Annotated in this window: 22 protein-coding genes and 1 pseudogene; 6 read left to right on the forward strand and 17 right to left on the reverse strand. The window is 73.3% G+C overall.

Features of this window, described 5'->3' with window-relative positions; genetic code table 11:
* Positions 1-69: 69 nt before the first annotated feature.
* The 3 genes from ACIHCX_RS06445 to ACIHCX_RS06455 form a co-directional block, all read right to left on the reverse strand.
* Positions 70-645: a GNAT family N-acetyltransferase gene (locus ACIHCX_RS06445; RefSeq protein ID WP_400027181.1), complete on the reverse strand. Its 576-nt coding sequence runs from the start codon at positions 643-645 to the stop codon at positions 70-72.
* A 91-nt stretch (positions 646-736) separates the two neighbouring features.
* Positions 737-2074 (reverse strand): hypothetical protein, encoded by a 1338-nt coding sequence (locus ACIHCX_RS06450; protein WP_400027183.1) that lies wholly within the window; start codon positions 2072-2074, stop codon positions 737-739.
* Between the two features lie 451 nt (positions 2075-2525).
* Positions 2526-4160, reverse strand: a complete 1635-nt coding sequence (locus ACIHCX_RS06455) for an acyl-CoA dehydrogenase family protein (RefSeq protein WP_400027185.1) — start codon at positions 4158-4160, stop codon at positions 2526-2528.
* Positions 4161-4406: 246 nt separating this feature from the next.
* Between ACIHCX_RS06455 and ACIHCX_RS06460 the strand changes: the two genes are divergently transcribed.
* The gene (locus tag ACIHCX_RS06460; RefSeq protein WP_400027187.1) at positions 4407-5474 is read left to right on the forward strand and encodes a YihY/virulence factor BrkB family protein; all 1068 of its coding nucleotides are present in this window, start codon (positions 4407-4409) and stop codon (positions 5472-5474) included.
* Positions 5475-5540: 66 nt separating this feature from the next.
* Here ACIHCX_RS06460 and ACIHCX_RS06465 read toward each other — a convergent pair whose 3' ends face one another.
* The gene (locus ACIHCX_RS06465; RefSeq protein WP_400027190.1) at positions 5541-6515 is read right to left on the reverse strand and encodes a LysR family transcriptional regulator; all 975 of its coding nucleotides are present in this window, start codon (positions 6513-6515) and stop codon (positions 5541-5543) included.
* 95 nt (positions 6516-6610) lie between these two features.
* Between ACIHCX_RS06465 and ACIHCX_RS06470 the strand changes: the two genes are divergently transcribed.
* Together ACIHCX_RS06470 and ACIHCX_RS06475 are read left to right on the forward strand one after the other, a co-directional pair.
* The gene (locus ACIHCX_RS06470) at positions 6611-7720 is read left to right on the forward strand and encodes a YeiH family protein (protein WP_400027192.1); all 1110 of its coding nucleotides are present in this window, start codon (positions 6611-6613) and stop codon (positions 7718-7720) included.
* Between the two features lie 96 nt (positions 7721-7816).
* A complete protein-coding gene (locus ACIHCX_RS06475) occupies positions 7817-8533 on the forward strand; it encodes a helix-turn-helix domain-containing protein (protein WP_400027194.1) in 717 nt (238 codons plus the stop codon).
* On the opposite strand, the gene ACIHCX_RS06480 is transcribed toward ACIHCX_RS06475, so the two are convergent.
* Entirely contained in the window at positions 8516-8920 is a 405-nt protein-coding gene (locus ACIHCX_RS06480) for a VOC family protein (protein ID WP_400027196.1), read from the reverse strand. The genes ACIHCX_RS06475 and ACIHCX_RS06480 overlap by 18 nt on opposite strands.
* Positions 8921-9013: 93 nt before the next feature.
* On the opposite strand from ACIHCX_RS06480, the gene ACIHCX_RS06485 reads away from it, so the two are divergent.
* Together ACIHCX_RS06485 and ACIHCX_RS06490 are read left to right on the forward strand one after the other, a co-directional pair.
* Entirely contained in the window at positions 9014-9676 is a 663-nt protein-coding gene (locus ACIHCX_RS06485; protein WP_400027198.1) for a ThuA domain-containing protein, read from the forward strand.
* Positions 9677-9917: 241 nt separating this feature from the next.
* Complete coding sequence (locus ACIHCX_RS06490; protein ID WP_400027200.1) at positions 9918-11582, forward strand: carboxylesterase/lipase family protein; 1665 nt, start codon at positions 9918-9920, stop codon at positions 11580-11582.
* Positions 11583-11629: 47 nt separating this feature from the next.
* Here the strand turns inward: ACIHCX_RS06490 and mmuM are convergent, their stop codons facing one another.
* Positions 11630-12568: a homocysteine S-methyltransferase gene (gene mmuM / locus ACIHCX_RS06495; RefSeq protein WP_400027202.1), complete on the reverse strand. Its 939-nt coding sequence runs from the start codon at positions 12566-12568 to the stop codon at positions 11630-11632.
* A gap of 44 nt (positions 12569-12612) precedes the next feature.
* Positions 12613-13044 (reverse strand): ASCH domain-containing protein, encoded by a 432-nt coding sequence (locus ACIHCX_RS06500; RefSeq protein ID WP_400027204.1) that lies wholly within the window; start codon positions 13042-13044, stop codon positions 12613-12615.
* Between the two features lie 150 nt (positions 13045-13194).
* Here ACIHCX_RS06500 and ACIHCX_RS06505 point away from each other — a divergent pair, with 150 nt between their 5' ends.
* On the forward strand, positions 13195-14148 hold the full coding sequence (locus tag ACIHCX_RS06505) for a GNAT family N-acetyltransferase (protein ID WP_400027206.1): 954 nt from the start codon (positions 13195-13197) through the stop codon (positions 14146-14148).
* Positions 14149-14275: 127 nt separating this feature from the next.
* Here the strand turns inward: ACIHCX_RS06505 and ACIHCX_RS06510 are convergent, their stop codons facing one another.
* The 10 genes and pseudogenes from ACIHCX_RS06510 to ACIHCX_RS06555 all read right to left on the reverse strand — a co-directional run bounded on the left by ACIHCX_RS06510 (position 14276) and on the right by ACIHCX_RS06555 (position 21640).
* Positions 14276-15403: a lytic polysaccharide monooxygenase gene (locus ACIHCX_RS06510; RefSeq protein WP_400027208.1), complete on the reverse strand. Its 1128-nt coding sequence runs from the start codon at positions 15401-15403 to the stop codon at positions 14276-14278.
* 47 nt (positions 15404-15450) lie between these two features.
* The gene (locus ACIHCX_RS06515; protein ID WP_400027210.1) at positions 15451-16602 is read right to left on the reverse strand and encodes a cellulose binding domain-containing protein; all 1152 of its coding nucleotides are present in this window, start codon (positions 16600-16602) and stop codon (positions 15451-15453) included.
* Positions 16603-16783: 181 nt separating this feature from the next.
* Complete coding sequence (locus ACIHCX_RS06520; RefSeq protein WP_400027212.1) at positions 16784-16912, reverse strand: hypothetical protein; 129 nt, start codon at positions 16910-16912, stop codon at positions 16784-16786.
* A gap of 362 nt (positions 16913-17274) precedes the next feature.
* Positions 17275-18048 (reverse strand): alpha/beta fold hydrolase, encoded by a 774-nt coding sequence (locus tag ACIHCX_RS06525; RefSeq protein WP_400027214.1) that lies wholly within the window; start codon positions 18046-18048, stop codon positions 17275-17277.
* Entirely contained in the window at positions 18041-18226 is a 186-nt protein-coding gene (locus ACIHCX_RS06530; protein ID WP_400027216.1) for a DUF397 domain-containing protein, read from the reverse strand. The genes ACIHCX_RS06525 and ACIHCX_RS06530 overlap by 8 nt, the downstream gene beginning before the upstream one ends.
* Positions 18223-18375, reverse strand: a pseudogene (locus ACIHCX_RS06535) (transcriptional regulator); the annotation flags it as partial. The gene ACIHCX_RS06530 and the pseudogene ACIHCX_RS06535, both read right to left, overlap by 4 nt.
* Positions 18376-18407: 32 nt before the next feature.
* Positions 18408-18884, reverse strand: coding sequence for a hypothetical protein (locus tag ACIHCX_RS06540; protein WP_400027218.1), 477 nt, complete (start codon positions 18882-18884; stop codon positions 18408-18410).
* 264 nt (positions 18885-19148) lie between these two features.
* Complete coding sequence (locus ACIHCX_RS06545; protein WP_400027220.1) at positions 19149-19730, reverse strand: hypothetical protein; 582 nt, start codon at positions 19728-19730, stop codon at positions 19149-19151.
* On the reverse strand, positions 19723-20277 hold the full coding sequence (locus ACIHCX_RS06550; protein ID WP_400027222.1) for a SigE family RNA polymerase sigma factor: 555 nt from the start codon (positions 20275-20277) through the stop codon (positions 19723-19725). Before ACIHCX_RS06550 ends, ACIHCX_RS06545 begins: the two co-directional genes overlap by 8 nt.
* Before the next feature lie 118 nt (positions 20278-20395).
* Positions 20396-21640: an FAD-binding protein gene (locus ACIHCX_RS06555; protein ID WP_400027224.1), complete on the reverse strand. Its 1245-nt coding sequence runs from the start codon at positions 21638-21640 to the stop codon at positions 20396-20398.
* Positions 21641-21749: the final 109 nt, after the last annotated feature.

A 21749-nucleotide genomic window follows, 5' to 3' on the forward strand; every position in this document is an offset into this window, starting at 1 on the left:
CCCTGTCCCGGTATTCAGGACAGGGGTGTCGTCGGGCGCATCGGGCGCGATCGTGCGCGCGCCCGCAGGTCAGGCCGGGTACGCCCCCGGCCAGGGGCCCGGAGTGGCCACCTCGGGCTCCTCCTCGACCTTGGTGTCGAAGAGCTTGAATCCGCGGCGCTGGTAGTTGTCCATCGCGTACTCGCCGTCCTTGCTGCACGTGTGCAGCCAGACCCGCTTCGTCGGTGTCCGCCCGGGCCAGCGGTCGGCCAGGTCCCAGGCGCGGGCGGTGCCGCAGGACAGCAGGTGGCCGCCGATCCGCCGGCCGCGGAAGGCCTCGATCAGCCCGAAGTAGACGATCTCCACGACGCCCTCGTCCTGCGCCTCCAGCTCGACGTAACCCGCCGGCGTGCCGCGGTCGTACGCCACCCAGGTCTCGACACCCGGACGCTCCAGGTGCTCCCGCCACCGCGCGTACGTCCAGCCCAGCCGGTCAGTCCAGCGGATGTCGCCACCGACCGAGGCGTACAGGAACCGGCTGAACTCGGGGGAGGGAACCTCGGACCGGACGACCCGTACGGCGTCGCCCTCGGGCGCGGCGGCCGGCAGGAGATCGGCCGGGGAGGTCTGCTCCAGGGACCAGGTGGTCACGGTGATGCTCGTCATGCCGGTCAGGGAATCATCCGCGCCGGGCCCGTGTCGATGCCGATTGCGAGGCCCGCCCTCCGGTCGGACGGCGGGACTTTCGCAACAGGCCCTAGCGCAGCTCCCGTTCGACCGAGGACAGGGGCAGCGCGAACAGCATCCGGCCCGACAGGGACCAGACGTCGCCGGTCTCCTGCCAGTAGGACAGGGAGCCGGTGCCGTCGCCCCAGCAGCGGTGGGTGTCCTCCGAGCCGCACCCGACCGCCTTCGCGCCGCGTGCGTCCTGCCGCCACAGCGTGCCGTGGGTGCCCTCGTCCGCGGGGCGGCCCAGGTACCAGTCCGGCGGCGCGGACGGAGCCGGGCGGTGCGACAGGACGCCCCGGATGTCGTCCGTCTTCGTCACGTAGGCCTCGTCCGGGACCACGGTGGAGCCGGAGTCGGTGGCCAGCAGACCGGAGCGGGCGGGGTCCCCGCTGAAGGCGTAGCGCCACAGACGCGTGCGGCGGCCGTCGTCCGCGGGTACCGCCTGACTCGCCACCAGGCTGGCCGGCGTGGAACTGCGGTCCAGCGAGAGCCCGTCAGGACAGGGCCGCGTGGAGGGGTCCGCGCCGGCCGCCCGGACGCAGTTGCCGTCGGCCGGGCGGTAGGAGGCGACCGCGGGCAGCACCCACCGGTAGCCGTGCGCCGACCAGCCGCCCGCCACCCGGCCCACGGCGTCGCCGCCGACCGTGGCGCGGTGGATGCGCCGCAGGTCGTAGACGTACAGCGCGTCGCGCTCGGCGCCGGAGGTGGTGACCAGCAGCTTGTCCCGGTACCAGACCATCCCCGACACGTGCGAGACGAGCCCGCGGAAGTCGCGTCCGCCGTCGACCGGGACGACGAGCAGCGCCCAGGTGTAGGTGAGGTGGTCGGGGTCGTCGGCGTTGACGAAGGCCACCCGGGCCAGACCGTGGTGGTCGCCGGCCTCGCGCGTCCAGCCGGAGAGGATCACCCGGTGGTCGCCCCATCGGCCGCTGTCCTCGGCGTCCCCGGAGGTGGTCACCGACTCCGGCCGCCACCGGCGGGTGGCGGAATCGGCGGGGGCCCAGCAGTAGGCGCGCGTGACCGCCGGCTCGACGGGCAGCGCCTTCCTCTCCTCGGCGTCGCAGTCGTCCGCGCCGCGCAGCGAGCGGTCGGCGCCGCCGAGTACCGTGCCGACACCGACGGGCCGGCCCATCGACTTGGCGAGCCGGTCCAGGGACCGCTGCGGCACCGGCTGTTCGGTCAGCCGCAGACCGTCGAGCTCGGCGGACGAGGTGAGTGGCTTCAGGGCCCCGGGGTCGTCGGCGACCGTGGCCTGCGAGGTGCTGATCATGGTGGCGGCCGCGGTCAGCGCGAGACCGGCCCCGGCCAGGACGGCGCGCAGCGCCCTGCCCTGTCTGCGCCTGCGGTGTCTGCCGCGCTGCTTCATACAGCCCCCTTTTCAGGGCTCGGGTCGCCTCCGGGACGCCGCCGCGCTCCCACGGGCCAACTGCTACGGGAGGTCCGAGCGTTGACCGAGGAGCGGCTGGGGCGACCCTGGGGCGATGCTACGGCAGTCCGGCCCGCGGCAGGTCGAAGACCCTGCAAATATGCGGAAGATGCCACCCGGAAGCCGAACGCCTGACCTGACGGGCCCACGGGAGTCACCCACCCGCGCCCCTCACGGCACGGCGATGACGTGCCCCGGGCCGCCGGCGCCCCGCCGTGCCGGAGGCGCGCAGTCCACTCACACGCACGGGCAAGGCGCAAGCCGCTGCGACCCTGGTGAACGACCGTGAGTTCATTGAAACTTGTTCAACATCGCCGTGCGCGGCGAGTGCGGCCTGGAACGGGCCACAACAGCGGGGGTGGTGCCGTGTCGGCGCAGTGCCACCCCCGCGTCAGTGCGCGGGACGCGCGCGTTCCACCACCGCCGCCAGGTTCAGGGTGTGCGGGAGCGCCCCGAAGGCCGCGCCCCACTCGCCGCCCAGCCGCGAGGCGCAGAACGCGTCGGCGACGTCCGGCGGCGCGTACCGCACCAGGAGTGCCCCCTGGAGCACCAGCGCCAGCCGTTCGGTCAGCCGCCGGGCCCGGGCCTCGACGCCGTCCAGATCGGCGAGTTCGGTGAGCAGCCGCTTGATCGCCGCGTCGAGACGGTGGTCGGCGCCGCGCGCCTGGCCCACCTCCCGCAGATAGGCGTCGAGCGCCCCCGGCTCCCGCGTCAGCGCCCGCAGCACGTCCAGCGCCTGTACGTTCCCGGCGCCCTCCCAGACCGAGTTGAGCGGCGACTCGCGCACCAGGCGCGGCATCCCGGACTCCTCCACGTACCCGTTGCCGCCCAGGCACTCCGAGGCCTCCACCGTCAGCGGCGCGCACCGCTTGGTGACCCAGTACTTGGCGGCCGGCACCGCGATCCGCAGCAGCGCCCGCTCCTGCTCGCCCCCGTCGTCGTAGGCGGCCGCGAGCCGCAGCGCGAGTGTCGTCGCCGCCTCCGACTCCAGCGCGAGGTCGGCCAGCACGTTGCGCATCAGCGGCTTGTCGAGGAGCCTGCCGCCGAACGCCTCGCGGTGCGCGCAGTGGTGCACCGCCTGTGCCACCGCCTGCCGCATCAGCCCCGCCGATCCGAGCACGCAGTCGAGGCGGGTCGCCGCGACCATCTCGATGATGGTGCGCACCCCGCGCCCCTCCGCGCCGACCCGGCGTGCCCAGGTTCCGTCGAACTCGACCTCGGCGGAGGCGTTCGACCGGTTGCCCAGCTTGTCCTTCAGGCGCTGGAGAAGGAACACGTTGCGTGTGCCGTCCGGCAGCACCCGCGGCACCAGGAAGCAGGTCAGCCCTCCCGGCGCCTGCGCGAGCACCAGGAACCCGTCCGACATCGGCGCCGAGCAGAACCACTTGTGCCCGGTCAGCTCGTAGGCGCCGTCCTCGGCGAGCGGCCTGGCCGCGGTGGTGCCCGCCCGTACGTCGCTGCCGCCCTGCTTCTCGGTCATGCCCATCCCGAACAGCGCCCCGGCCTTCAGGTGCGCGGGCCGCAGTTCGCGCTCGTAGACCACGGACGTCAGCCGCGGCTCCCACTCGGCGGCGAGCTCCGGGTCGGTGCGCAGCGCGGGCACGGCCGCGTGGGTCATCGACAGCGGGCAGCCGGTGCCGGCCTCGGCCTGCGTCCACACCAGGAAGGCGGCCGCCCGCCGCACATGCCCGGCCGGGCGGTTCCAGGCGGCGGTCAGCCCGGCGGAGACGCCCTTGCCGAGGAGCCGGTGCCAGGACGGATGGAACTCGACCTCGTCGACGCGGTGGCCGTAGCGGTCGTGGGTGCGCAGCCTCGGCGGGTTCTCGTTGGCCTGCGCTGCCCACTCCTGCACCTGGGCCGAACCCGCGGCCCGGCCGAGCACCGTCAGCTCCGCGCGCACCTCGTCGTGCAGCTCCGCGTCCACGTGCCGTCCGACCGCCTCGGCCAGGGCCTGATCGGCGGCGAAGACGTCGTAGCCGACCAGCGGCGGCGGCTGGTTGGTCACGGTGTGCGTGCTGGGTGCCATACGACGGAACCTACCGCGCGGTACGGCGCCGGGCATCACGCGATCGCCCGGCACCGGGCCCGCCGGGCCCCGCCGGAGGTCCCGCCCGGCGACCGCTCCCCGGCGGGTGCGGGGGAGGGGGACCGACGGAGATACCTTTGGGTCGTGCAGCAGTCAGCCAGCGATTCCCCCGAAAGGCCCTCCGGCCGCCTCCACCGGGCACGAGCCCTCTACCGGAACGTATCCAAACGCAGGACCGCCTGGCTGTTGCTGAAGGACACCGTCAACTCGTGCATGGAGTACCGGATCCTGGGTCTTGCGGCCGAGGCGGCGTTCTTCTCCCTGCTGTCCGTGCCGCCGCTGCTGCTGAGCCTGATCGGACTGCTCTTCTACGTCGACTCCTGGACCGGCGCGCACACCATCGCCAGCCTGGAGCGCAACATCCTCGCCGCCTCCCACACCGTCCTGTCCGACCAGGGCGTCAAGGAGATCGCGCAGCCGATCCTGCGGGACGTGACGAAGAGCGGCCGTCCCGACGTGATCTCCCTCGGGTTCGTGTTCGCCCTGTGGTCGGGCTCGCGCGCGGTGAACGTCTTCATCGACACCATCACCGTCATGTACGGCCTCGACGGCGTGCGCGGCATCGTCAAGACCCGGCTGCTGGCCTTCGGGTTGTTCGTCGTGGCCCTGCTGATCGGCTCGGTCGCGCTGCCGCTGATGGTGGCGGGACCCGACGCGGTGGTGCGGATCGTGCCGTGGTCCACGACGGTCGTTCAGGTCCTGTACTGGCCGGTCGTGATCGTGCTGTCCGTGGTGTTCCTGACGACGCTGTACCACGTGTCCGTGCCGGTGCGCTCCGCGTGGATCGAGGACGTGCCCGGTGCCCTGGTCGCGCTGGCCATGTGGGTGGTGTGCAGCTTCCTGCTGCGCATCTACCTCACCAGCACCGTGGAGGGCCCGACCATCTACGGCTCACTGGCCGCGCCGGTCGCCGTGCTGCTGTGGATCGGTGTGTCCGCGTTCGCCGTGCTCGTCGGGGCGGCGGTCAACGCCGCCATCGACCGGGTCTGGCCGGCCGCCGCCACGGCCTCGGCGCGTGCCGCCAACGAGCGGGTGCGCGAGGCGCAGATCGCCGAGTACGTCGCCCGCGCCGCCGCGAACCGCGAGCACGAGCCCGACGACCCGGAGGACCCCGACATGCCCTCGGAGTTCCCCGAGCGGTGGTCGCGCTTCCTGCCCCCGGAGGACGTGACGGCACGGCTGCGGGCCCATGTGAAGAGCACGCACGCGCGGAGCCCGCACAAGGACGACCAGAAGGGCTCGTCGGAGAAGTGACGGGACGGGGCGGCGCGCGTCCGGCGCCCGCCGCCACCACCGTCACCGCCGCCACCGCGGCGAGCCCTACGGCCGTCGCGGTGGCCCGTCGGTCACCGCTCTGCGGGCCACCGCCACCAGTTCCGCCGCCGGGCCGACCAGCCGCCGCCCGGTCGGCCAGACCGCACGCAGCTCGCGCGCGAGGTCGACGCCCGCGACGTCGACGGCGACCAGCCGGCCCTCGGTGATGTCCCCGCGGACGGCCAGCTCGCTCAGGACGGACGGGCCGGTGCCGGCGATCACCGCGCCGCGTACGGCGGCCGTCGAGCCCAGCTCCACCAGCGGCCGGGCGCGGTCGCAGTCGGCCAGGTGCAGGGCGCGGTCCAGGGTCTGCCGGGTGCCGGAACCGCTCTCGCGCAGCACGAGCGGCGTGCGGGACAGCTCCCGCGCGGACAGCGGCTCGCGCAGGCGTGCCCACGGATGACTCGGGTCGACCACGACGACGAGCCGGTCCTCGGCCACCTGCCTCGTCGACATCACACGGGTCAGATGCGGGCCCTCGATGAACCCGATGTCGGCCTCCTGCGACTCGACCAGCTCGGGCACGTGCTCGCTGTTGGTCACCTGCAGCCCGATGTACAGCTCGGGCCGACGACTGCGCAGCTCGCTGATCCAGGCCGGCAGCAGGTACTCCGCGATGGTCAGGCTCGCGGCGACGCGCAGCTCCGCCTCCCGCCGCGCACGCAGCCTGTCCGCGCCGGCGAGCAGGTCGTCCAGCTCGTCCAGCACCTGCCGGGCGTGTCCGACGACGACCTGCCCGGCGAGCGTGAGCCGGGAGCCGCGACGGGTGCGGTCGACGAGTACCAGCCCCAGCCCACGCTCCAGCGTGGACAGCCGGCGGCTGGCGGACGGCTGCGAGATCCGCAGCCGTTCGGCCGCCCGGCCCAGGCTCCCCAGGTCGGCGACGAGGACCAGGAGCCGCAGCGACTCCAGGTCGGGTGTGCGCAGGGGAAGGGGAGCGGTCCGGGGCCGTGCGGGCACGGGTGGTTCTGGTTCTGTCACAGCCCAAGCGTATGAGTCGGTCATAGCGCTTCGCTATGAGCTCCTGCTCGATCGAGGGCTACAGCGGCAGGCGCGTGGGCCCCAGGGTGGTGATCATGAATGACGCAAGCCCCAGCCCGGCCCCTCCGGCCGGCACCGCGCGCCCGGCCGGCACCGAGCGCCCCGCCGACACCGCGGACCGCGTCGGCACCGCCCGCCGCGTCGGTACCGCCCGCCTGCCCGGGCTGGCCCTCGCCGTCGGGGTCGCCCTCGTCGCCACCGTGCTGGGCCGGCTGGTCCCGGTGGTCGGCGGACCGGTGGCCGGGATCGTGCTCGGGGTGCTGGTGGCGGTCGTCGTGCGGCCCGGGGCGCGGCTGCGGCCGGGGATCGCGTTCGCCGGACGCGGGGTGCTTCAGGGCGCGGTGGTCGTCCTGGGCGCCCAGCTGTCCCTGGGCCAGGTGCTGCGGGTCGGTGTCGGCTCGCTGCCGGTGATGATCGTCACCCTCGCCGCCTGCCTGGCCGCGGCGTACTGGATCGGGCGCCGTCTGGGCATCGTCGGGGACCTGCGCACCCTGATCGGCGTCGGCACCGGCATCTGCGGCGCCTCGGCGATCGCGGCGGTCACGCCGGTCATCGGCGCGGCCGAGGCCGAGGTGGCGTACGCCGTCTCCACGATCTTCGTCTTCAACATCGCCGCGGTCCTGACCTTCCCGGTCGTGGGACACCTGCTGGGCATGAGCCAGCAGGCCTTCGGTCTCTTCGCGGGCACCGCCGTCAACGACATGTCGTCGGTGGTCGCCGCCGCCACCACGTACGGCGGCGCGGCGGCGGACCACGCGGTCGTGGTCAAGCTGGCCCGCACCCTGCTGATCATCCCCATCTGCCTGGGCCTGTCCGCCCTCGCCCGCCGCCGCGCGCGGCTGGCGGCCGGCCCGGACGGCACCCCGGGCGCGGTCCGCGTCGGCCGGCTGGTCCCCTGGTTCCTCGTCGGCTTCCTGGTCCTGGCGGCCGTGAACACCGCCGGTCTCGTCCCGTCCGGCGCCCACGGCCCGCTCAGCACGCTCGCCGTGTTCTTGATCACCGTCGCCCTGTCCGCGATCGGCCTGTCGACCGAACCCGCCCGGCTGCGCCGCACCGGCCTCAAACCGCTGCTGCTCGGCGGCTGCCTGTGGCTGGTGGTGTCCGCCACCAGCCTCGCCACGCAGTTCCTGGCCCAGCACCTCTGACGACGGGGCCGCAGGGCCCCGCTCGCCGTCACGGCCGCTTGCGCGCTCCCTCGACCGCCGGCCGACGCGTGAGGACGGGGCCCTAGTCTTGCGTACGTGGCTGCCGAGACGACCGTGCGTCCCTCCGGGTACGTGGAGCGCCCCTCTCGGCTGCCCGGCGCGGTGGTGTGGACGAAGGCGCCGGCGGGGCCCGTGGCCCGGCCCGTGCTGCCCGACGGGTGCATGGACCTGCTGTGGAGCGAGGGGCGGTTGCTGGTCGCCGGGCCCGACACACGGGCGTACGAGCCCTCGGGGCCGTCCGCGCACTGGGCCGGCCTGCGGTTCTTCCCCGGCACGGCGCCCGGTTACCTCGGCGTGCCCGCCCACGAGTTGCGCGACCGGCGCGTCGAACTGGCCGAGCTGTGGCCCGCCGCGGTGGTTCGGCGCGTGCGCGGACGGCTGGACGCGGCGCGGGACCCGGCCGCCGCACTCGAAGCGGTGGCCCTGGAGCGTGCGGTCGAGGCCGGCCCGCCCGACCCGCTGCTGCGGCACCTCGTGGCGGCCCTGGACGCGGGCCGCTCCGTGGGCGCCGCCGCCGACGAACTCGGCTTCAGCGCCCGTCAGTTGCACCGCCGTTCGCTGGTCGCCTTCGGGTACGGGCCCAAGACGCTGGCTCGTGTGCTGCGTCTGCAGAGGGCGCTGGCGCTGGCCCGTGCGGGGGTGCCGCTCGCCGGGGCCGCGGCCCGCGCGGGCTTCGCCGACCAGGCTCACCTGGCCCGGGACGTACGGGAGTTGGCCGGGATGCCGCTGGGTGACCTACTGTCCCTGGGGTAGCTCGGCGAACAGGTCGACGCCGTTGCCGTCGGGATCGTGCACGACGGCGTACCGCTGGCCCCAGAAGGCGTCCCAGGGCTTGAGCTCCCCGTGGTGCCCGGCGCCGACCAGGTCCTCGTACAGGGCGTCCACAGTGGCGGGTTCCCCGCACCGGAAGGCGAGCGAGATCCGGCCGCCCGCGGACGGTGGCCGCCATCCGGAGTGGAACGAGCGGATGGTCGCCTCGGTGTCCAGGGCGAGCGTCAGCCCGCCGGGCAACTCGGCCTCGACGTGCGGCTGCTGTTCGGCACCCTCGGGGAAGGAGAGCCCGAGGCGGCGGTAGAAGGCGAGAGACGCGGCCAGGTCGGAGACGACCAGGCCGATCACGGCGAATCGTGGAGTAGCCATACGGTCACGGTAGGCACCGGTGCGACCGCCGGTCTTGAAGAAATCGGACACGAACCCGAAGGGGGCCGCGCGGGCGGCGTAGGGTCGTGCGCCATGGCCTGCCGACTCCTCGTCCACACCCGCACCGCCGCCTACCGCCACGACTCCATCCCGGACGCCGTCGCCGCGCTGCGCGCCCTCGGCGGCCCCGAGGCCTTCGAGGTCGAGCACACCGAGGACCCCGAGGCCCTCGCCCGCCCCCTGGACGGGTACGCCGCCGTCGTCTTCCTCTCCACCAGCGGCGAGGTGCTCACCCCGGCCGGCCGGGAGCGGCTCGCGGCGTACGTGGAGCGGGGCGGCGGGTTCGTCGGTGTGCACGCGGCGGCCTGTACGGAGTACGACTGGCCGTACTACGGCGAACTGCTCGGTGCCAGGTTCGCCCGGCATCCGGAGTACCAGCCGGGCCGGGTCCTGGTCGAGGACCCGGACCATCCGGCCACCCGGCACCTGCCCGCCGAGTGGGCCTTCACCGACGAGTGGTACGACTTCCGCACGAATCCGCGGGGCTCCGTACGGGTCCTGGCCCGCGCCGACGAGACGTCGTACCGCGGCGGCGGCATGGGCCCCGACCACCCCCTGGTGTGGTGCCGCGAACAGGGCCGGGGCCGCGTCTTCTACACGGCCCTCGGCCACGCCTCCGAGGCCTACGCGGACCCGGACTTCCGCGCCCACCTGCGCGGCGGGATCGAGTGGGCGACGGGGACCGCCACCGGGTGAGCCACGGCGCCCCGGGGGCACCGCCCGCCGCCGCGCTGCCGCGCCGTCTGCGGCCCTCCACTCCGGCGCCCGGTGCCCCGCGCCCCGCGCCCGCCGCCCCGCGCTCTGGCGCGCCCGGCACCAGGCGCCGGTGGCGCCCCACCGGACGGTGGTGTCGGCGGCCCGCGTGGCGGAATACCCGGAGACGGCGGAGCGCTTCCGTGGTACCGGTGTTGGACGCGGCGAAGGGCTGGTGGGCGCATTGACGGCCGACAGAGCGGACCCCGTGGTCACCACCCCCTACGGGGCGGTGCGAGGCAGACACGAGCACGGGGTGACCGTGTTCCGCGGCATCCCGTACGCCGCACCTCCCTTCGGCCCCCGGCGGTTCCGGCCGCCCGCGCCGCCCGAGCCCTGGGACGGTGTGCGCGACGCCGCCGCCTTCGGCCCGACCGCGCCGAAGCCTCCGTACTCCGAGGTCTTCGCCCGGTACCTGTCCGACCCCGTCGTCCCCGGCGACGACTGCCTCAACCTCAACGTGTGGACGCCCGACCCGGACTCGGCCGCCCGGCTCCCCGTCCTGGTCTGGCTGCACGGCGGCGCGCTGACCCGCGGCTCCTCGGCCGTGCCCGTGTACGACGGGCGTGCCTTCGCCCGTGACGGCGTCGTCCTGGTGTCCGTCAACTACCGGCTCGGCGTCGAGGGCTACGGACTGTTCCCGGACGCCCCCGCCAACCCCGGCCTGCGCGACCAGCTCACCGCCCTGCGCTGGGTCCACGAGTCGATCGGGGCCTTCGGCGGCGACCCGGACCGGATCACCCTGTGCGGCCAGTCGGCCGGCGCCATCAGCATCGGCGCCCTGATCGCCGCCCCGCAGGCCCAGGGCCTGTTCCGGCGCGCGGTCCTGCAGAGCGGGCCGCCGGAGGTCGCCGACCGCGCCAACGTACGGCGGATGGTGCGCCGCATGGCGACCCGGCTGAAGGTGCCCGCCACCGCCGAGGCGTTCGCCGCCGTCGACCGGGACCTGCTGCTGCGCACGCAGGCCGAGGCCGGCCGGCTGAGCAGCCCGGTCCTGGGCGGCCCCGCCTTCGGCATCGTCGTCGACGGCGACCTCGTCCCGCGCGACCCGCTCCAGGCCCTGCTGGAGGGCGACGCGGCGCGAGGAGCCGACCTCCTCATGGGCTGGACCCGCGACGAGTACCGGCTGTGGCTGGTCCCGGGCGGGCTGCTGGAGCGCGTCGACCGGCTCGGCGCCCTCGCGCTGGCCGGCGCCATGGCCCGCTGCCACTGCGGGCACGAGGTGGTCCGCGGCTACCGGGCGCTGCGCCCCGGCGCCGGCACCGCCGAGATCGTCGGCCAGATGGTCACCGACCACGTGCTGCGCCGCCCGCTGCACCGCCTGGCCGACGCCCGCCCGGGCTCGTCGTACGTCTACGAGTTCGCCTGGCCCTCGCTGCTCCCCGACCTCGGCGCCTGCCACGCCCTGGAACTCGGCTTCGTCTTCGACACCGGCGACCTCCCGGACTCCCGCAGGCTCGCCGGGGAGGGCGCCCCGCAGGAGCTGGCCGACGCCCTGCACGCGGCCTGGGTCCGCTTCGCCGCCGACGGCGACCCCGGCTGGCAATCCTGGGACACCACCCACCCGGTACGGGTCTTCGGCGACGGCCCCCCGCACACCGCGCACGGCCCGCGCGACGCCGAACTTGCCCTGTGGACGGCCGACGCCAGGTCCCGGGCCACCACGATCCGCACGACCACGACCAGGCTCCGGGTCCCCATGACCCGGGAGACCGCACCCCGGGAGACCGCTGCCCGGAACACCACCGCCGGTTCACCGCCCCCGCCCGACGGCTCCCGCACCCGCGCCGCCGAACTCCGAGCGGTGGTACGACGACTGCGCCGCTCGGGCGGCGTCCACGGGCACTGACGGACGGCTCCCCCGGCCGGTTCCGCGGCTCCGGCACACCTCCTCGGCTACGCCGCCCCCACCACCCGGGCGACCTCCGCGACGGCCTCCGGGCCCACCCGGCAGCAGCCGCCGATCAGCCGGGCCCCGGTGCCGCGCCACCCCCGGACCTGCTCGGCGGTGAAGGTGGACCGGCCGGTCCAGGCGCGGGACCCGGCGTCCCAGGACTCACCGCTGTTGGGGTAGACCACGACCGGCTTGCCGGTGACCCGGGCGGCCGTTCGCACCGCGGCCGCCGCGTCGCCGGGCGCGCAGCAGTTCACGCCCACCGCGATCACCTCGTCCGCCTCGGCGGCCAGGGCGAACGCCTCCGCGAGCGGCTGCCCGGCGCGCGTGCGGTCACCGGCGACGGTGTACGAGAGCCAGGCCGGCACCCCCAGCCCGCGCACCGCCCGCAGCAGCGCCCGCGCCTCGTCCACGTCGGGCACCGTCTCCAGCGCCAGCACGTCGGGCCGGGCGGCGGCCAGTGCCTCCAGGCGGGGCCGGTGGAAGCGTTCCAGCTCGTCGACGGTGAGCCCGTACCGGCCCCGGTACTCGGAGCCGTCGGCGAGCATCGCCCCGTACGGCCCCGCCGACGCCGCCACCCAGAGCGGCCGTACCACCCCGAGCGCGCGCGCCCGCCGCGCCGCCTCACGCGCCGACTCCACACTCAGTCGCATGAGTCCGGCCGCCCGCTCCCGCCCGATCCCCCGCCGCGCGAACCCCTCGAAGGTGGCCTGGTAGCTCGCGGTGATCGCCACGCTCGCCCCGGCCTCGAAGTACGCCAGGTGCGCCTGAGTGATCGCCTCCGGACGCTCGGCCAGCAGCCGCGCCGACCACAGTTCGTCGCTCAGGTCGTACCCGGCCGACTCCAGTTGGTTGGACATCCCGCCGTCCAGCACGACCACCCCGGCGGCGAGCGCGTCGGCGAGGGCGGGGGAGGTGACGCCGGGGGTGACGCTGTTCATGGCCCGACGCTAGCCGATGGCCGAGGGGACCGGTCCCGACGCGGTCACCGAGCCCGCTGTTCGCCGGGCTCGACCACCCGGAAGCGTTCGGCGACGACGAGGGTGTCCTCGTCGATGACGGGGGTACGGCCCAGGAACGCGCACACGCCGTCGCTCCGGAAGAACTCCTCGTGGGCCGCCCGCCACTCGGCCACGTCGGCGTAACCACGCCCCTCGGCCCGCGCGAAGTCGTCGTCGATCTCCTTCATGGGAACGACCCGCACGTCGACGAGTTCGATCGTGACGGCCGGACGCCCCTCGGAATCGAGCACCGAGAACCGTTGGCCGGTCTGCGGAACCGCCTCTTCGGCGTGCTCGTAGATCTCCAGGAGACCCGTGAGCGCGGTCTTGCGACCGTCCAGGATCGCCGCGACGCCACGATCCCGTTCCGGACCGGGAAGGGCGAGTTCAAGAGTCGGAAGGTCGTCATGTCCCATGCGGGGGAGGGTACGAAGCCCGGTCGTGTCGATCAATGGCGATTGCCGGGAACGGTGCGGCCGGAGCCGAATGCCGTCGCCCGCCTTCACCGCCGCCGCCCCCGGAAAACGGCTCGACGGCTGTGCGCGGTCCTGACACAGTGGCGCACCATGGCGAACCTCGAGCGTGTGACCCTCGCGGACGTACAGCTGATGCAGGGGCTGGCACAGCGCGTCACCGCCACCCGCCCGGACCTGGTGAGCAGCGACGCCTCGTTCGGCGAGCTGGCCTGGAACTGGGGCAGGGGACACGCGGCCGACGGTGCGAGCTGGCGGCGTCGGCTGTGGTTCTCCGGCGGGGACCTGGTGGCGTGGGGCTGGGCCTTTCTGCCGCGCCGGGTCAGGCGCAGTGACGGGTCGGTGAAGGACGTCACCGGCGCCTACCTGGCGTATCAGGTCCGTCCCGACCACGCCGGGCTGGTCGACGAGGTGATCGACTGGTACGACGGTACGGCGGCGGACGTCGAGCGTACGGTGCTGCCGTGCGCCGCCGACGAGTTCGCCCTGAAGCGCTGGGCGGCGCACGGCTACGAGCCCGACCCGGCAGCGCTCGGCGACACCGGGTCCTGGACCCAGCTCAACGAGCGGGACCTCACCGACGTGGAACAGCCGGTCCTGGCGGACGGATTCCGGTTCCGCACCGCCGACGAGGCCGGGCCGAAGGCCGCGGTCCAGGCCCATCTGGACGCCTGGGCCCCCTCGACGTACACGGCCGAGAGCTACGAGGGCGTCCGGCAGACGGAGGCGTACCGCGGCGACCTGCACCTCCTGGTGGAGGCGCCGGACGGAACGATGGCGTCCTCGACGATCATGTGGCTCGACGAGGCGAACAGGACCGCCGAGTTCGAGCCGGTCGGGACGCATCCGGACTTCCGGCGCCGGGGGTTGGCGAGGGCGATGCTCCTGCACGGGATGCGTCTGGCACGGGCGGCCGGGGCCACCCATGCGACGGTCGCCTGCCTCGGCGCACCGGGCCATCCCGCGGCCCGCGGGCTGTACTACAGCGTCGGGTTCCGCAAGTTCACGCAGGACGCACCGCTCATCAAGACCAGGACCGCGGGCTGAGGACTGCCATGTGCGACTGGCCGCCGCCCACTCGTCGACCGGAGCACCGGAGCGATGTGCTGACCCCGGAACGGGAGGGCGCGCCGGCTGGGTGCCGGCGCGCCCGGTGTCGGGGACGGTGCGGGTGTCAGCTCGCGGAGCAGCTGACCGAGCCGATCGGATAGTCGTTGCCCGTGGACGTGGCGGTGAACCCGAAGAAGACACTGCCGTCGGGCGGTACGGTCCGGTTGTAGTCGGCGGCCGTGACCGTGATCGTGCCGTCGCCGGCGGTGGTCAGGTTGCCGTTCCAGGCACTGTTGATCGTGGTACCGGTGCCCGGCTTCCACGTCACCGTCCAGCCGTTCAGCGGTGCCGTGCCGTGGTTCATCACTTCCACGGAACCCTGGAAGCCGCCGCTCCAGGAGCCCTCCACGTTGTACACGGCCATGCAGGAGCCGGTCTGCGGGTCGGACGGGGTCGGGGTCGGCGTCGGATCCGACGGGGTCGGGGTGGGAGTCGGGTCCGACGGGGTCGGGGTCGGCGTCGGGGTGCCCGAGCCGGAGCCGCGGATGCCGGTCACCTCTCCGTGGCCGCCGTCGAAGGCGATGTCCGAGCAGGAGAAGAAGTTCTCCTGGCTGTCCGAGCGGACCCACTGGATGAAGAGCAGCGCGTCGCCCGAACGGCCGGACGGTAGCGGGAGGTTCCAGTAGTAGTGGCCGCCGTCGGTGCCCGGCGAGCCCACCTGCGGCGGGTTGCTGACCGTCTGGATCAGGTCCAGGTCGGCCCAGCGCAGCTGGGACGTGGGCGACCAGCCGGGCTTGGTCAGGTAGACGCGGAAGTCACCCGGGTGGTGCGCCCAGTTGCTGTACTGGAGCTCCATCGTGGACCCGGAGGTCAGATGGGTCCGGGGCCAGTCCGCGCGGGCGGCGTTGTAGGCGGAGAAGTCGTACGGCGAGCGGTCGCCCGCGCTGCACAGGGTGCCGTCCGGCACGTAACCGTCGTTCCGGCCGCCCGCGTTGGAGTCGAGCACCGCGAACCAGTTGTACAGCGGCGTGGCACCGCTCTTGTTCAGGGCGTCCCGGCACGCGGGGTTCGTCGGGTCGAGGCTGCCGGTCGCCGTGCGGCCGTCCACGTAACACAGATAGGTGCGCGAACCGGGCATCATCGCCACGCCGTGCGCCTCGGCGCGGCCCTGACCGAGAAGGGTCAGGCCCAGTGCCGCGAGGAGGGTGGCGAAGGCCGCCGCCACCGATAAGAGTCTGCTGCGTCGAGCCACGTTCGATCCTTCCTTCCTGCTGGGGTGATCGTTGTTCTGCGTGCGTTTCACGCGGTGGTGCAGGCCGTGCCGTTGAGGGTGAAGGCGCTCGGTGCGGCGAAGGTGCCGCTGTAGCTGCCCTGGAAGCCGAACGTCTGGCTGCCGCCCGGCGCTATCTGCGTGTTGTGCGACAGGGCGGTCGCGGTGACGGCGCCCGAGGACGGGCTCACCGTGGCGTTCCAGGCGCTGGTGACGCTCTGCCCGGTGGGCAGCGTGAAGCCGAGGTGCCAGCTGTTCACCGCCGCCGAACCGGTGTTGCGGACGGTGACGTCGGCGGTGAACCCGCCCGGCCAGACGTTCGTGGCGTACGTCACCGAGCAGGCGCTCTGGCCACCGCCGTTGCCGCCCCCGCCGCCGTTGCCGCCTCCGCCGCCGTTGCCGCCCGTGCGGACCTCCGAGGAGAACGACGTCACGGCGAGCCCGGTACCGTTCTGCCAGGGCTCGAAGCCCGCCTGCACGCTCGTCAGGTACCAGTTACCGGCGGCCAGTTGGTGGGAGATCGCCTGCTGGACGAAGTCCATCACGTCGAAGCTCCAGCTGTTGATCGCCGACGGGGCGACGAAGGACAGCACGTCGTTGCCGCCGTTGTTGCCGGTCCACACCTGCCAGGAGCGGCCGGCGACCGTGGCCGTGCCGGTCTGCGAGCCCACCGGCTGGATCGGCCCGACCTTGTTGAACCAGACCATGATCTCCGTCCGGTTCACCCCGTCCTTGCGGGCCGTCGGGTCCAGCCAGATGTCGTAGGCGGCGTCGTAGACCGCGTCGCTGACATAGCTGTACGAGATGCTGGTGGGAGCGCTGGAGATGGTGTCGAGGCGGGCCGGGAGCGCCGTACCCGGCGAGCAGTTGGTGTAGTGGCACCCGTTGTAGACGGACGGGTACGACTTCGGTGCGCCGTTGGTGGCCACCGACCCGTCGGCCTGGTTGATCCGGAAGCCCGAGTCCGTGACGGTGATGCACTGGGCGGCGTTGGTGCCCCAGCGGTTGTTCTGGACGACATAGCGGCCCTGGATCGTGGTCGATCCGAAGGCGTCGCAGATCTGGGTGTCGGCGTGCGCCGCCGGAGCGGCCGCCAGGAAGGCGGCGACCAGGGCGAGGGCGGTGAGCAGCGCGCACAGTAAGCCGCGCGCGGGGTCGAGCCGATGGGGCAGCAGTCGCATAGGGGGCCTCTTCGAGGGGCGACGTCGTCGGGGAGGAGTGCTCCCGTTCGCGCTTCTGTGGGAGCGCTCCCATCGTTTTGAACCGGACTATAGAAGCGATGCATGTCCCTGACAAGACTGCGGGTGAGAAAAGCGGATCGGGTGAGGACTCGACGAGGGCCCTCACCCGATCCGCGATCGATCACTTGTGCGACTGGTGCCTCTTGTAGCGGTGTCCGTGGTGGCACTGATGCTTGAAGGAGGTGCGGTCGGTGGCGGTGTGCGTGGTGGGGTCGCCGCCGCCGCGGACGGTGGCACGGGCCTTTGCCACCGGTACCGCCGACATTGACGGTGAAGGTCGTCGGGGCGGTGGTTGCCGGCAGTGTGGTGACGACACGTCCCGCGGTGCCCCCGGCCCCGGTGAAGCCGCAGGCGGTGCCAGTGTTGTCGGCGCCCCCTGCGCCGTCCGCGGTGATCGTTCATGCAAGCACGCGGCCGTACACCTGACGGGCGATAAACCGTATTAAACGACCATAAGAGGTCATTCTGTGGTCATGGTGACGTGAGAGGAGCTGCGTGTCGGAGTGGATCGACGTTCACGCTGCGCGACGGCGACCGGCCGGCGGGGACGGCCGGGAAGCCGCCCGCACTGCCACGGTTCAGGGGCTGTTCCCGGTGCCTTTTCGGCGAGGACTACCAGTACCCCACAAGGCGGTCCGCGAACGCCTCGGGCTGCTGGACGGCGCCGATGTGCCCACCGGGGAACTCCGCGAAGCCGGCGCCGTACCGCTCGGCGAGGAACGCGGCGGTGCGATACAGGAGCTGTCCTCGTGAGTCGGCGCCGGCGGCGAGCGTGAGAGACGCCGAGGGAGGGGCCGCGGGCGGCACGTACGACGTGAACGGAACGAGCACATGGGCGAGGAAGAGCGCCATCGGAGAGGACAACTCCTCGTCACGGGAGAGGGGTTGGCCGTCCTGGCCGTCCTCTCCCGCCTCCCGTTCCTCCAACACGGCGGCGAGCCGCGCGCCCGCGGCCTGCGGGCCCGCCGCGCGGTACGTCTCGTACACCTCCCGGAACCGCTCACGCTGCCGTGCCCCGTCCGGCAGCGCTGCCACGCACGGAGGCTCGTGCGCGACGACGTGCCGCAGCCGCTCGGGATGACGGGCCAGCAGGTCCAGGGCGACGATGCCGCCTGAGCTGGTGCCGAGGACGTATGCCGACTCCCCGTCGGGCAGGACCTCGTCGAGCACCTGGCGCGCTCCGTCGCTCCACTCCTCGACCCGCTGGTCGGCGACGGGCTGTCCGAGCCGTCCGTGGGCGAGGCCGAGGGGGTCGTACGTCACGACGGTGAAGCGCTGGGCGAGACGCGTGGTCATCCGGTCCAGCCCCATGGGATGTCCGGCCCCGCCGGGGATGACGAGCAGCACGGGTCCGCTGCCGGACAGGTCGAAGCAGAGGTCACTCATGTGCGGCGAACTCCGTGAACTCCGACCAGGCGGTGGGGGAGAGGGCGAGCTGGGGCCCAGTGGTGTTCTTGGAGTCGCGAACGTGGACGGTGGCGGGGCAGGCGGCCGCCTCGACGCAGCCGCCGTCCCCGCTGCTGCTGTAGCTGCTCTTGAACCAGGCCAGTTCGTCGGTGCTCATAGCGCTCCTCGCGTTCGCTCCAGCAGGTTTCCGGTCTCGCCCGGAGAAAGAGCCTGTGAGCGCAGTTTCGCATAACGCATGTGGAGCACACTGATCGATTTCGGGTCCACGGGGAGTTGGCCGCTTCGCTGTCCTTCGCAGTACGCGAATTACTCGTGCTCCGCCCTGTCCGCGCCACCTTCTAGGAGGTGTACAGCGACTGCAACCTGGTCACCCGGCCCTTCCCGTCGAAGCTGAGGTCGTACCCCAGCCCCGAGCGGGAGGAGCTCGGCTCGGCCATCAGCCGGTTGACGAACTCGGCCTGGGAGTAGGGGGAGGGGGCGGAGTTGTCGCCCAGCGGGACCGATAGCAGCACCCGGGCGTCTGTGGCCATGAGCACCGTGGTGTAGGGCCCCTCACCGGGGATGATCAACCACGCCTCGTGCGGGCCCGTGGCGGCCACCTTCCGGGCCGTCCGCACTGACAGGTAGGTCCGTCCGCCGCTGATCCAGCCCTTGCGTATCTGCATGAACTGCTTGGTACCGGCCCAGCGCGTCGTGCCGGCCGGGGCGGTGCCCTCGCCGGGCGCGGCGGGCGCGGTCGTCGCAGTGGGCGGGCGCGTCGCAGTAGGCGGGTGCGTGGCGGTGGGCGGGGTCGTCGCGGTGGGCGGGGTCGGCACGGCGGCCTGTCCGGACGCCGACGCTGAAGCCGTCACCGGTGTTGCCGGGGCAGTAACGTCCGCCCGCCCGCCGCTCCCCTTGCCGGTGCATGCGGTCAGGGCGAGAGCGGTCAAGGCGAGAGCGGTCAGAGGAAGGGCGCCGGTTCGGCGGCGAGAAGTGAGCACGGCAAGGTCCCATCGGATCAGATGCGGTCGGGATACATGAGCTCTACGCCCTGGCCCGCCTCTGGGTTGCACTTCGATGCCGTGAATGCGGCGGCGGCCTCACACGATGGGCCAGTCGGTCTCCCGCAAGGACTCCACCCGGCCCTCGCTGTCGTAGTCGATCGCGAACATCCACCGCGGCCCGGCAGCCAGCCGGCTCACCAACTGGTCCAGCTGCATGTCCGCAGGGGACCCGCCGGAGAGCCGCCGTGCTTCCACCAGCGTCGCCCGCGGCAGGGTCAGCGTGTGCACCACACCCGTGGGCACCGCGGTCCCCCGGACGGTACGGAGCTGCTCGACGGTGACCCGCACCATGTCGCCCTGCGCCACCGCGCCGTACACGTAGCCCAGTTCACTGGCATACTCCTCGCCCGGTGCAGGCGACGGCGGCACGAAGCCTGAAACGGTCGGCGCCGGCACGATCGCGGCCGGCTCCGGCACCCCGGCGGCTCGGAACAGCGACAGACCGCCCACCACAGCGGCGGCCAGCAGCACGCCGCCGAACGCCACAGCCGCCCGTCGGCGGCGCATGCGCTGCTCACCACGGGCCCGCACCCGGTGCGCGGCAAGCGGCATCACCTGTTGCCGACCCGACTCCGCGAGTCCGGCCAGGCTCCGCTCCAGTTCTGTCCTGTCAGCCATGCCTCACCTCCGGCAGCCGGGCCGTCCGCAGATCGAGCTCCGTATCGGCCAGCAGACGTGCCAGCGCCGCCCGTCCGCGGCTCAGGTGCGCCTTGACCGTGCCGACGGGGCAACCGGTCTCGGCAGCCACCTGCTCCACCGTCAGATCACACAGATGATGCAGCACCACGGCCCGCCGCTGCGCCTCGGGGATCCGCCGCAGTGCCTGGACCAGCAGCACATGATGCGGTTCCGGCGGCGGTACGGCAGCGGGCGGACCCTGCCGCCGGACGAAGGCCAGCGCGGTGCGCGCCCGCCGCCACCGACTGACCGCCAGCCGCCAGGCCACCGTGCGCACCCACGCTTCGGGGGCACCGTTCAGGTCCAACTCGGCCCAGCGTTCCCAGGCCCGGGCGAAGGCCTCCTGCACCACGTCCTGAGACTCAGCCAGGTCACCTGTCATCGCGTACAACTGGCCGACGAGCCGGCCGACGCTCGCGGTGTAGAAGGCGTCAAAATCACGCTCGTCCACACCGCGGCCCGGCACATTCTGTGGTGGTGGTCGCATACCCCTTCTCACGCTGAACGGTGGCTGCGCGGCTCCAGTGGAGCTCCCTCGCGCGCGATGCGGCCGTGGAGGCCGCGTTCGTTGTACAAGGTGGTGTGGGTGTGGGCGCGGGTGTGGGTCACGGCGCCAGGAGGTCCGTGAGGAAGGCGTTCGTGAACTTGCCGGTCGGGTCCAGCTCCCGGGCCAGCGCCCGGAAGTCGTCCAGGCGCGGGTAGCGGTCGCGCAGCGCGGCGGACGGCAGGGCGAACACCTTGCCCCAGTGCGGGCGGGGGTCGAGGTCCGCCAGCGCCTCCTCGAGGCGGCGCACCACCGGCAGCACGGCGGCCGTGTCCTCGATCCAGGTGAAGTGCGCGGCGACGGTGTCCCGGCCGTAGGAGGGACTCAGCCACTGCTCGTCGGCCGCCACGGTACGGATCTCGCAGGTCTGGAGCACCGGGGCGACCGTGTCCCGGATCCCGTCGAGCGCGTGCAGGACGTCGAGGGCGTACCGGCGCGGCAGCAGGTACTCGGACTGGAGTTCGGCGCCGCTGCTCGGGGTGAACTCGGCCCGGAAGTGCGGCAGCCGCTCGTGCCAGGGGCCGGGCACGCCGAACTGCTCGGTGCAGTTTTCCGCCGGCATCCCCGGTACCGGGTGCAGCGCCACCTTGGCGGGCACCGCCCACGGGAACGCGGGCAGCGGCTGGTCGGTGCGCCGCTTGAGCCACACCTGGCGGAAGCCGGGGTCGCGCCAGTCGGTGAACAGGCTGACGCTGTACGCGGCGGCCGCCACCGTCTCGAAGTCCAGCCCCTCCAGGGGGAGTTCGGTGAACAGGTGCTGCTCGACCTCGTAGGAGGGCTCCAGGTCCAGGGTGAGCGAGGCGACGACGCCGAGCGCGCCGAGGGAGGTGACGGCACCGCCGAACCGTGCATCGCCCCGGCCGATGACGACCGTCGAGCCGTCCGCGGTGACGATCTCCACCTCCCGCACGGGGGCGGCCAGCGGACCGTTGCCCACGCCGGAGCCGTGGGTGCCGGTCGCCACCGAGCCGGCCACCGAGATGTGCGGCAGGGAGGCCATGTTGGGCAGGGCGAGGCCGTGCGCGTGCACCCGGCGGGCCAGCTCCGCGTACCGGACGCCGCCGCCCACCCGGACCGTGCGGGCGGCGGTGTCGACGTCCGCCTCCGCGGGCAGCGAGTCCAGGGAGAGCAGCGTGCCCCCGGCGCCCGGGTCGGCGATCTCGTTGAAGGAGTGCCCGCTGCCCAGCACCCGCACCCGCGTGCTGTCGGCCACCAGCGTCCGCAGCGCCTCCACAGAACCCGGCCGGACCACCTCCTTGGCGGTGTAGGTGATGTTGCCCGCCCAGTTGGTCACGGTCCTGGTCATCCGTCGTCCCTCCCCATGGCGTCACACGGCGCACGCGCTTCACCGGGGAACTTACCTGACGACCCATGGGAGTGCGGATTCAGTTGCGCGACCTCTCATTTGATTCGAT

Origin of the sequence: Streptomyces sp. NPDC052043 (genome assembly GCF_044548235.1) — a bacterium.
Classification (GTDB): domain Bacteria; phylum Actinomycetota; class Actinomycetes; order Streptomycetales; family Streptomycetaceae; genus Streptomyces.

Bases quoted from the DNA above. Each gene is read 5' to 3' on its own strand.
- ACIHCX_RS06545 (WP_400027220.1), bottom strand. From the start codon at position 19,730: ATGGCTGACAGGACAGAACTGGAGCGGAGCCTGGCCGGACTCGCGGAG.
- ACIHCX_RS06450 (WP_400027183.1), bottom strand. From the start codon at position 2,074: ATGAAGCAGCGCGGCAGACACCGCAGGCGCAGACAGGGCAGGGCGCTG.
- ACIHCX_RS06515 (WP_400027210.1), bottom strand. From the start codon at position 16,602: ATGCGACTGCTGCCCCATCGGCTCGACCCCGCGCGCGGCTTACTGTGC.
- ACIHCX_RS06525 (WP_400027214.1), bottom strand. From the start codon at position 18,048: ATGAGTGACCTCTGCTTCGACCTGTCCGGCAGCGGACCCGTGCTGCTC.
- ACIHCX_RS06500 (WP_400027204.1), bottom strand. From the start codon at position 13,044: ATGGGACATGACGACCTTCCGACTCTTGAACTCGCCCTTCCCGGTCCG.
- ACIHCX_RS06485 (WP_400027198.1), top strand. From the start codon at position 9,014: ATGGCCTGCCGACTCCTCGTCCACACCCGCACCGCCGCCTACCGCCAC.
- ACIHCX_RS06445 (WP_400027181.1), bottom strand. From the start codon at position 645: ATGACGAGCATCACCGTGACCACCTGGTCCCTGGAGCAGACCTCCCCG.
- ACIHCX_RS06455 (WP_400027185.1), bottom strand. From the start codon at position 4,160: ATGGCACCCAGCACGCACACCGTGACCAACCAGCCGCCGCCGCTGGTC.
- ACIHCX_RS06470 (WP_400027192.1), top strand. From the start codon at position 6,611: ATGAATGACGCAAGCCCCAGCCCGGCCCCTCCGGCCGGCACCGCGCGC.
- ACIHCX_RS06530 (WP_400027216.1), bottom strand. From the start codon at position 18,226: ATGAGCACCGACGAACTGGCCTGGTTCAAGAGCAGCTACAGCAGCAGC.
- ACIHCX_RS06480 (WP_400027196.1), bottom strand. From the start codon at position 8,920: ATGGCTACTCCACGATTCGCCGTGATCGGCCTGGTCGTCTCCGACCTG.
- ACIHCX_RS06555 (WP_400027224.1), bottom strand. From the start codon at position 21,640: ATGACCAGGACCGTGACCAACTGGGCGGGCAACATCACCTACACCGCC.
- ACIHCX_RS06505 (WP_400027206.1), top strand. From the start codon at position 13,195: ATGGCGAACCTCGAGCGTGTGACCCTCGCGGACGTACAGCTGATGCAG.
- mmuM (WP_400027202.1), bottom strand. From the start codon at position 12,568: ATGAACAGCGTCACCCCCGGCGTCACCTCCCCCGCCCTCGCCGACGCG.
- ACIHCX_RS06550 (WP_400027222.1), bottom strand. From the start codon at position 20,277: ATGCGACCACCACCACAGAATGTGCCGGGCCGCGGTGTGGACGAGCGT.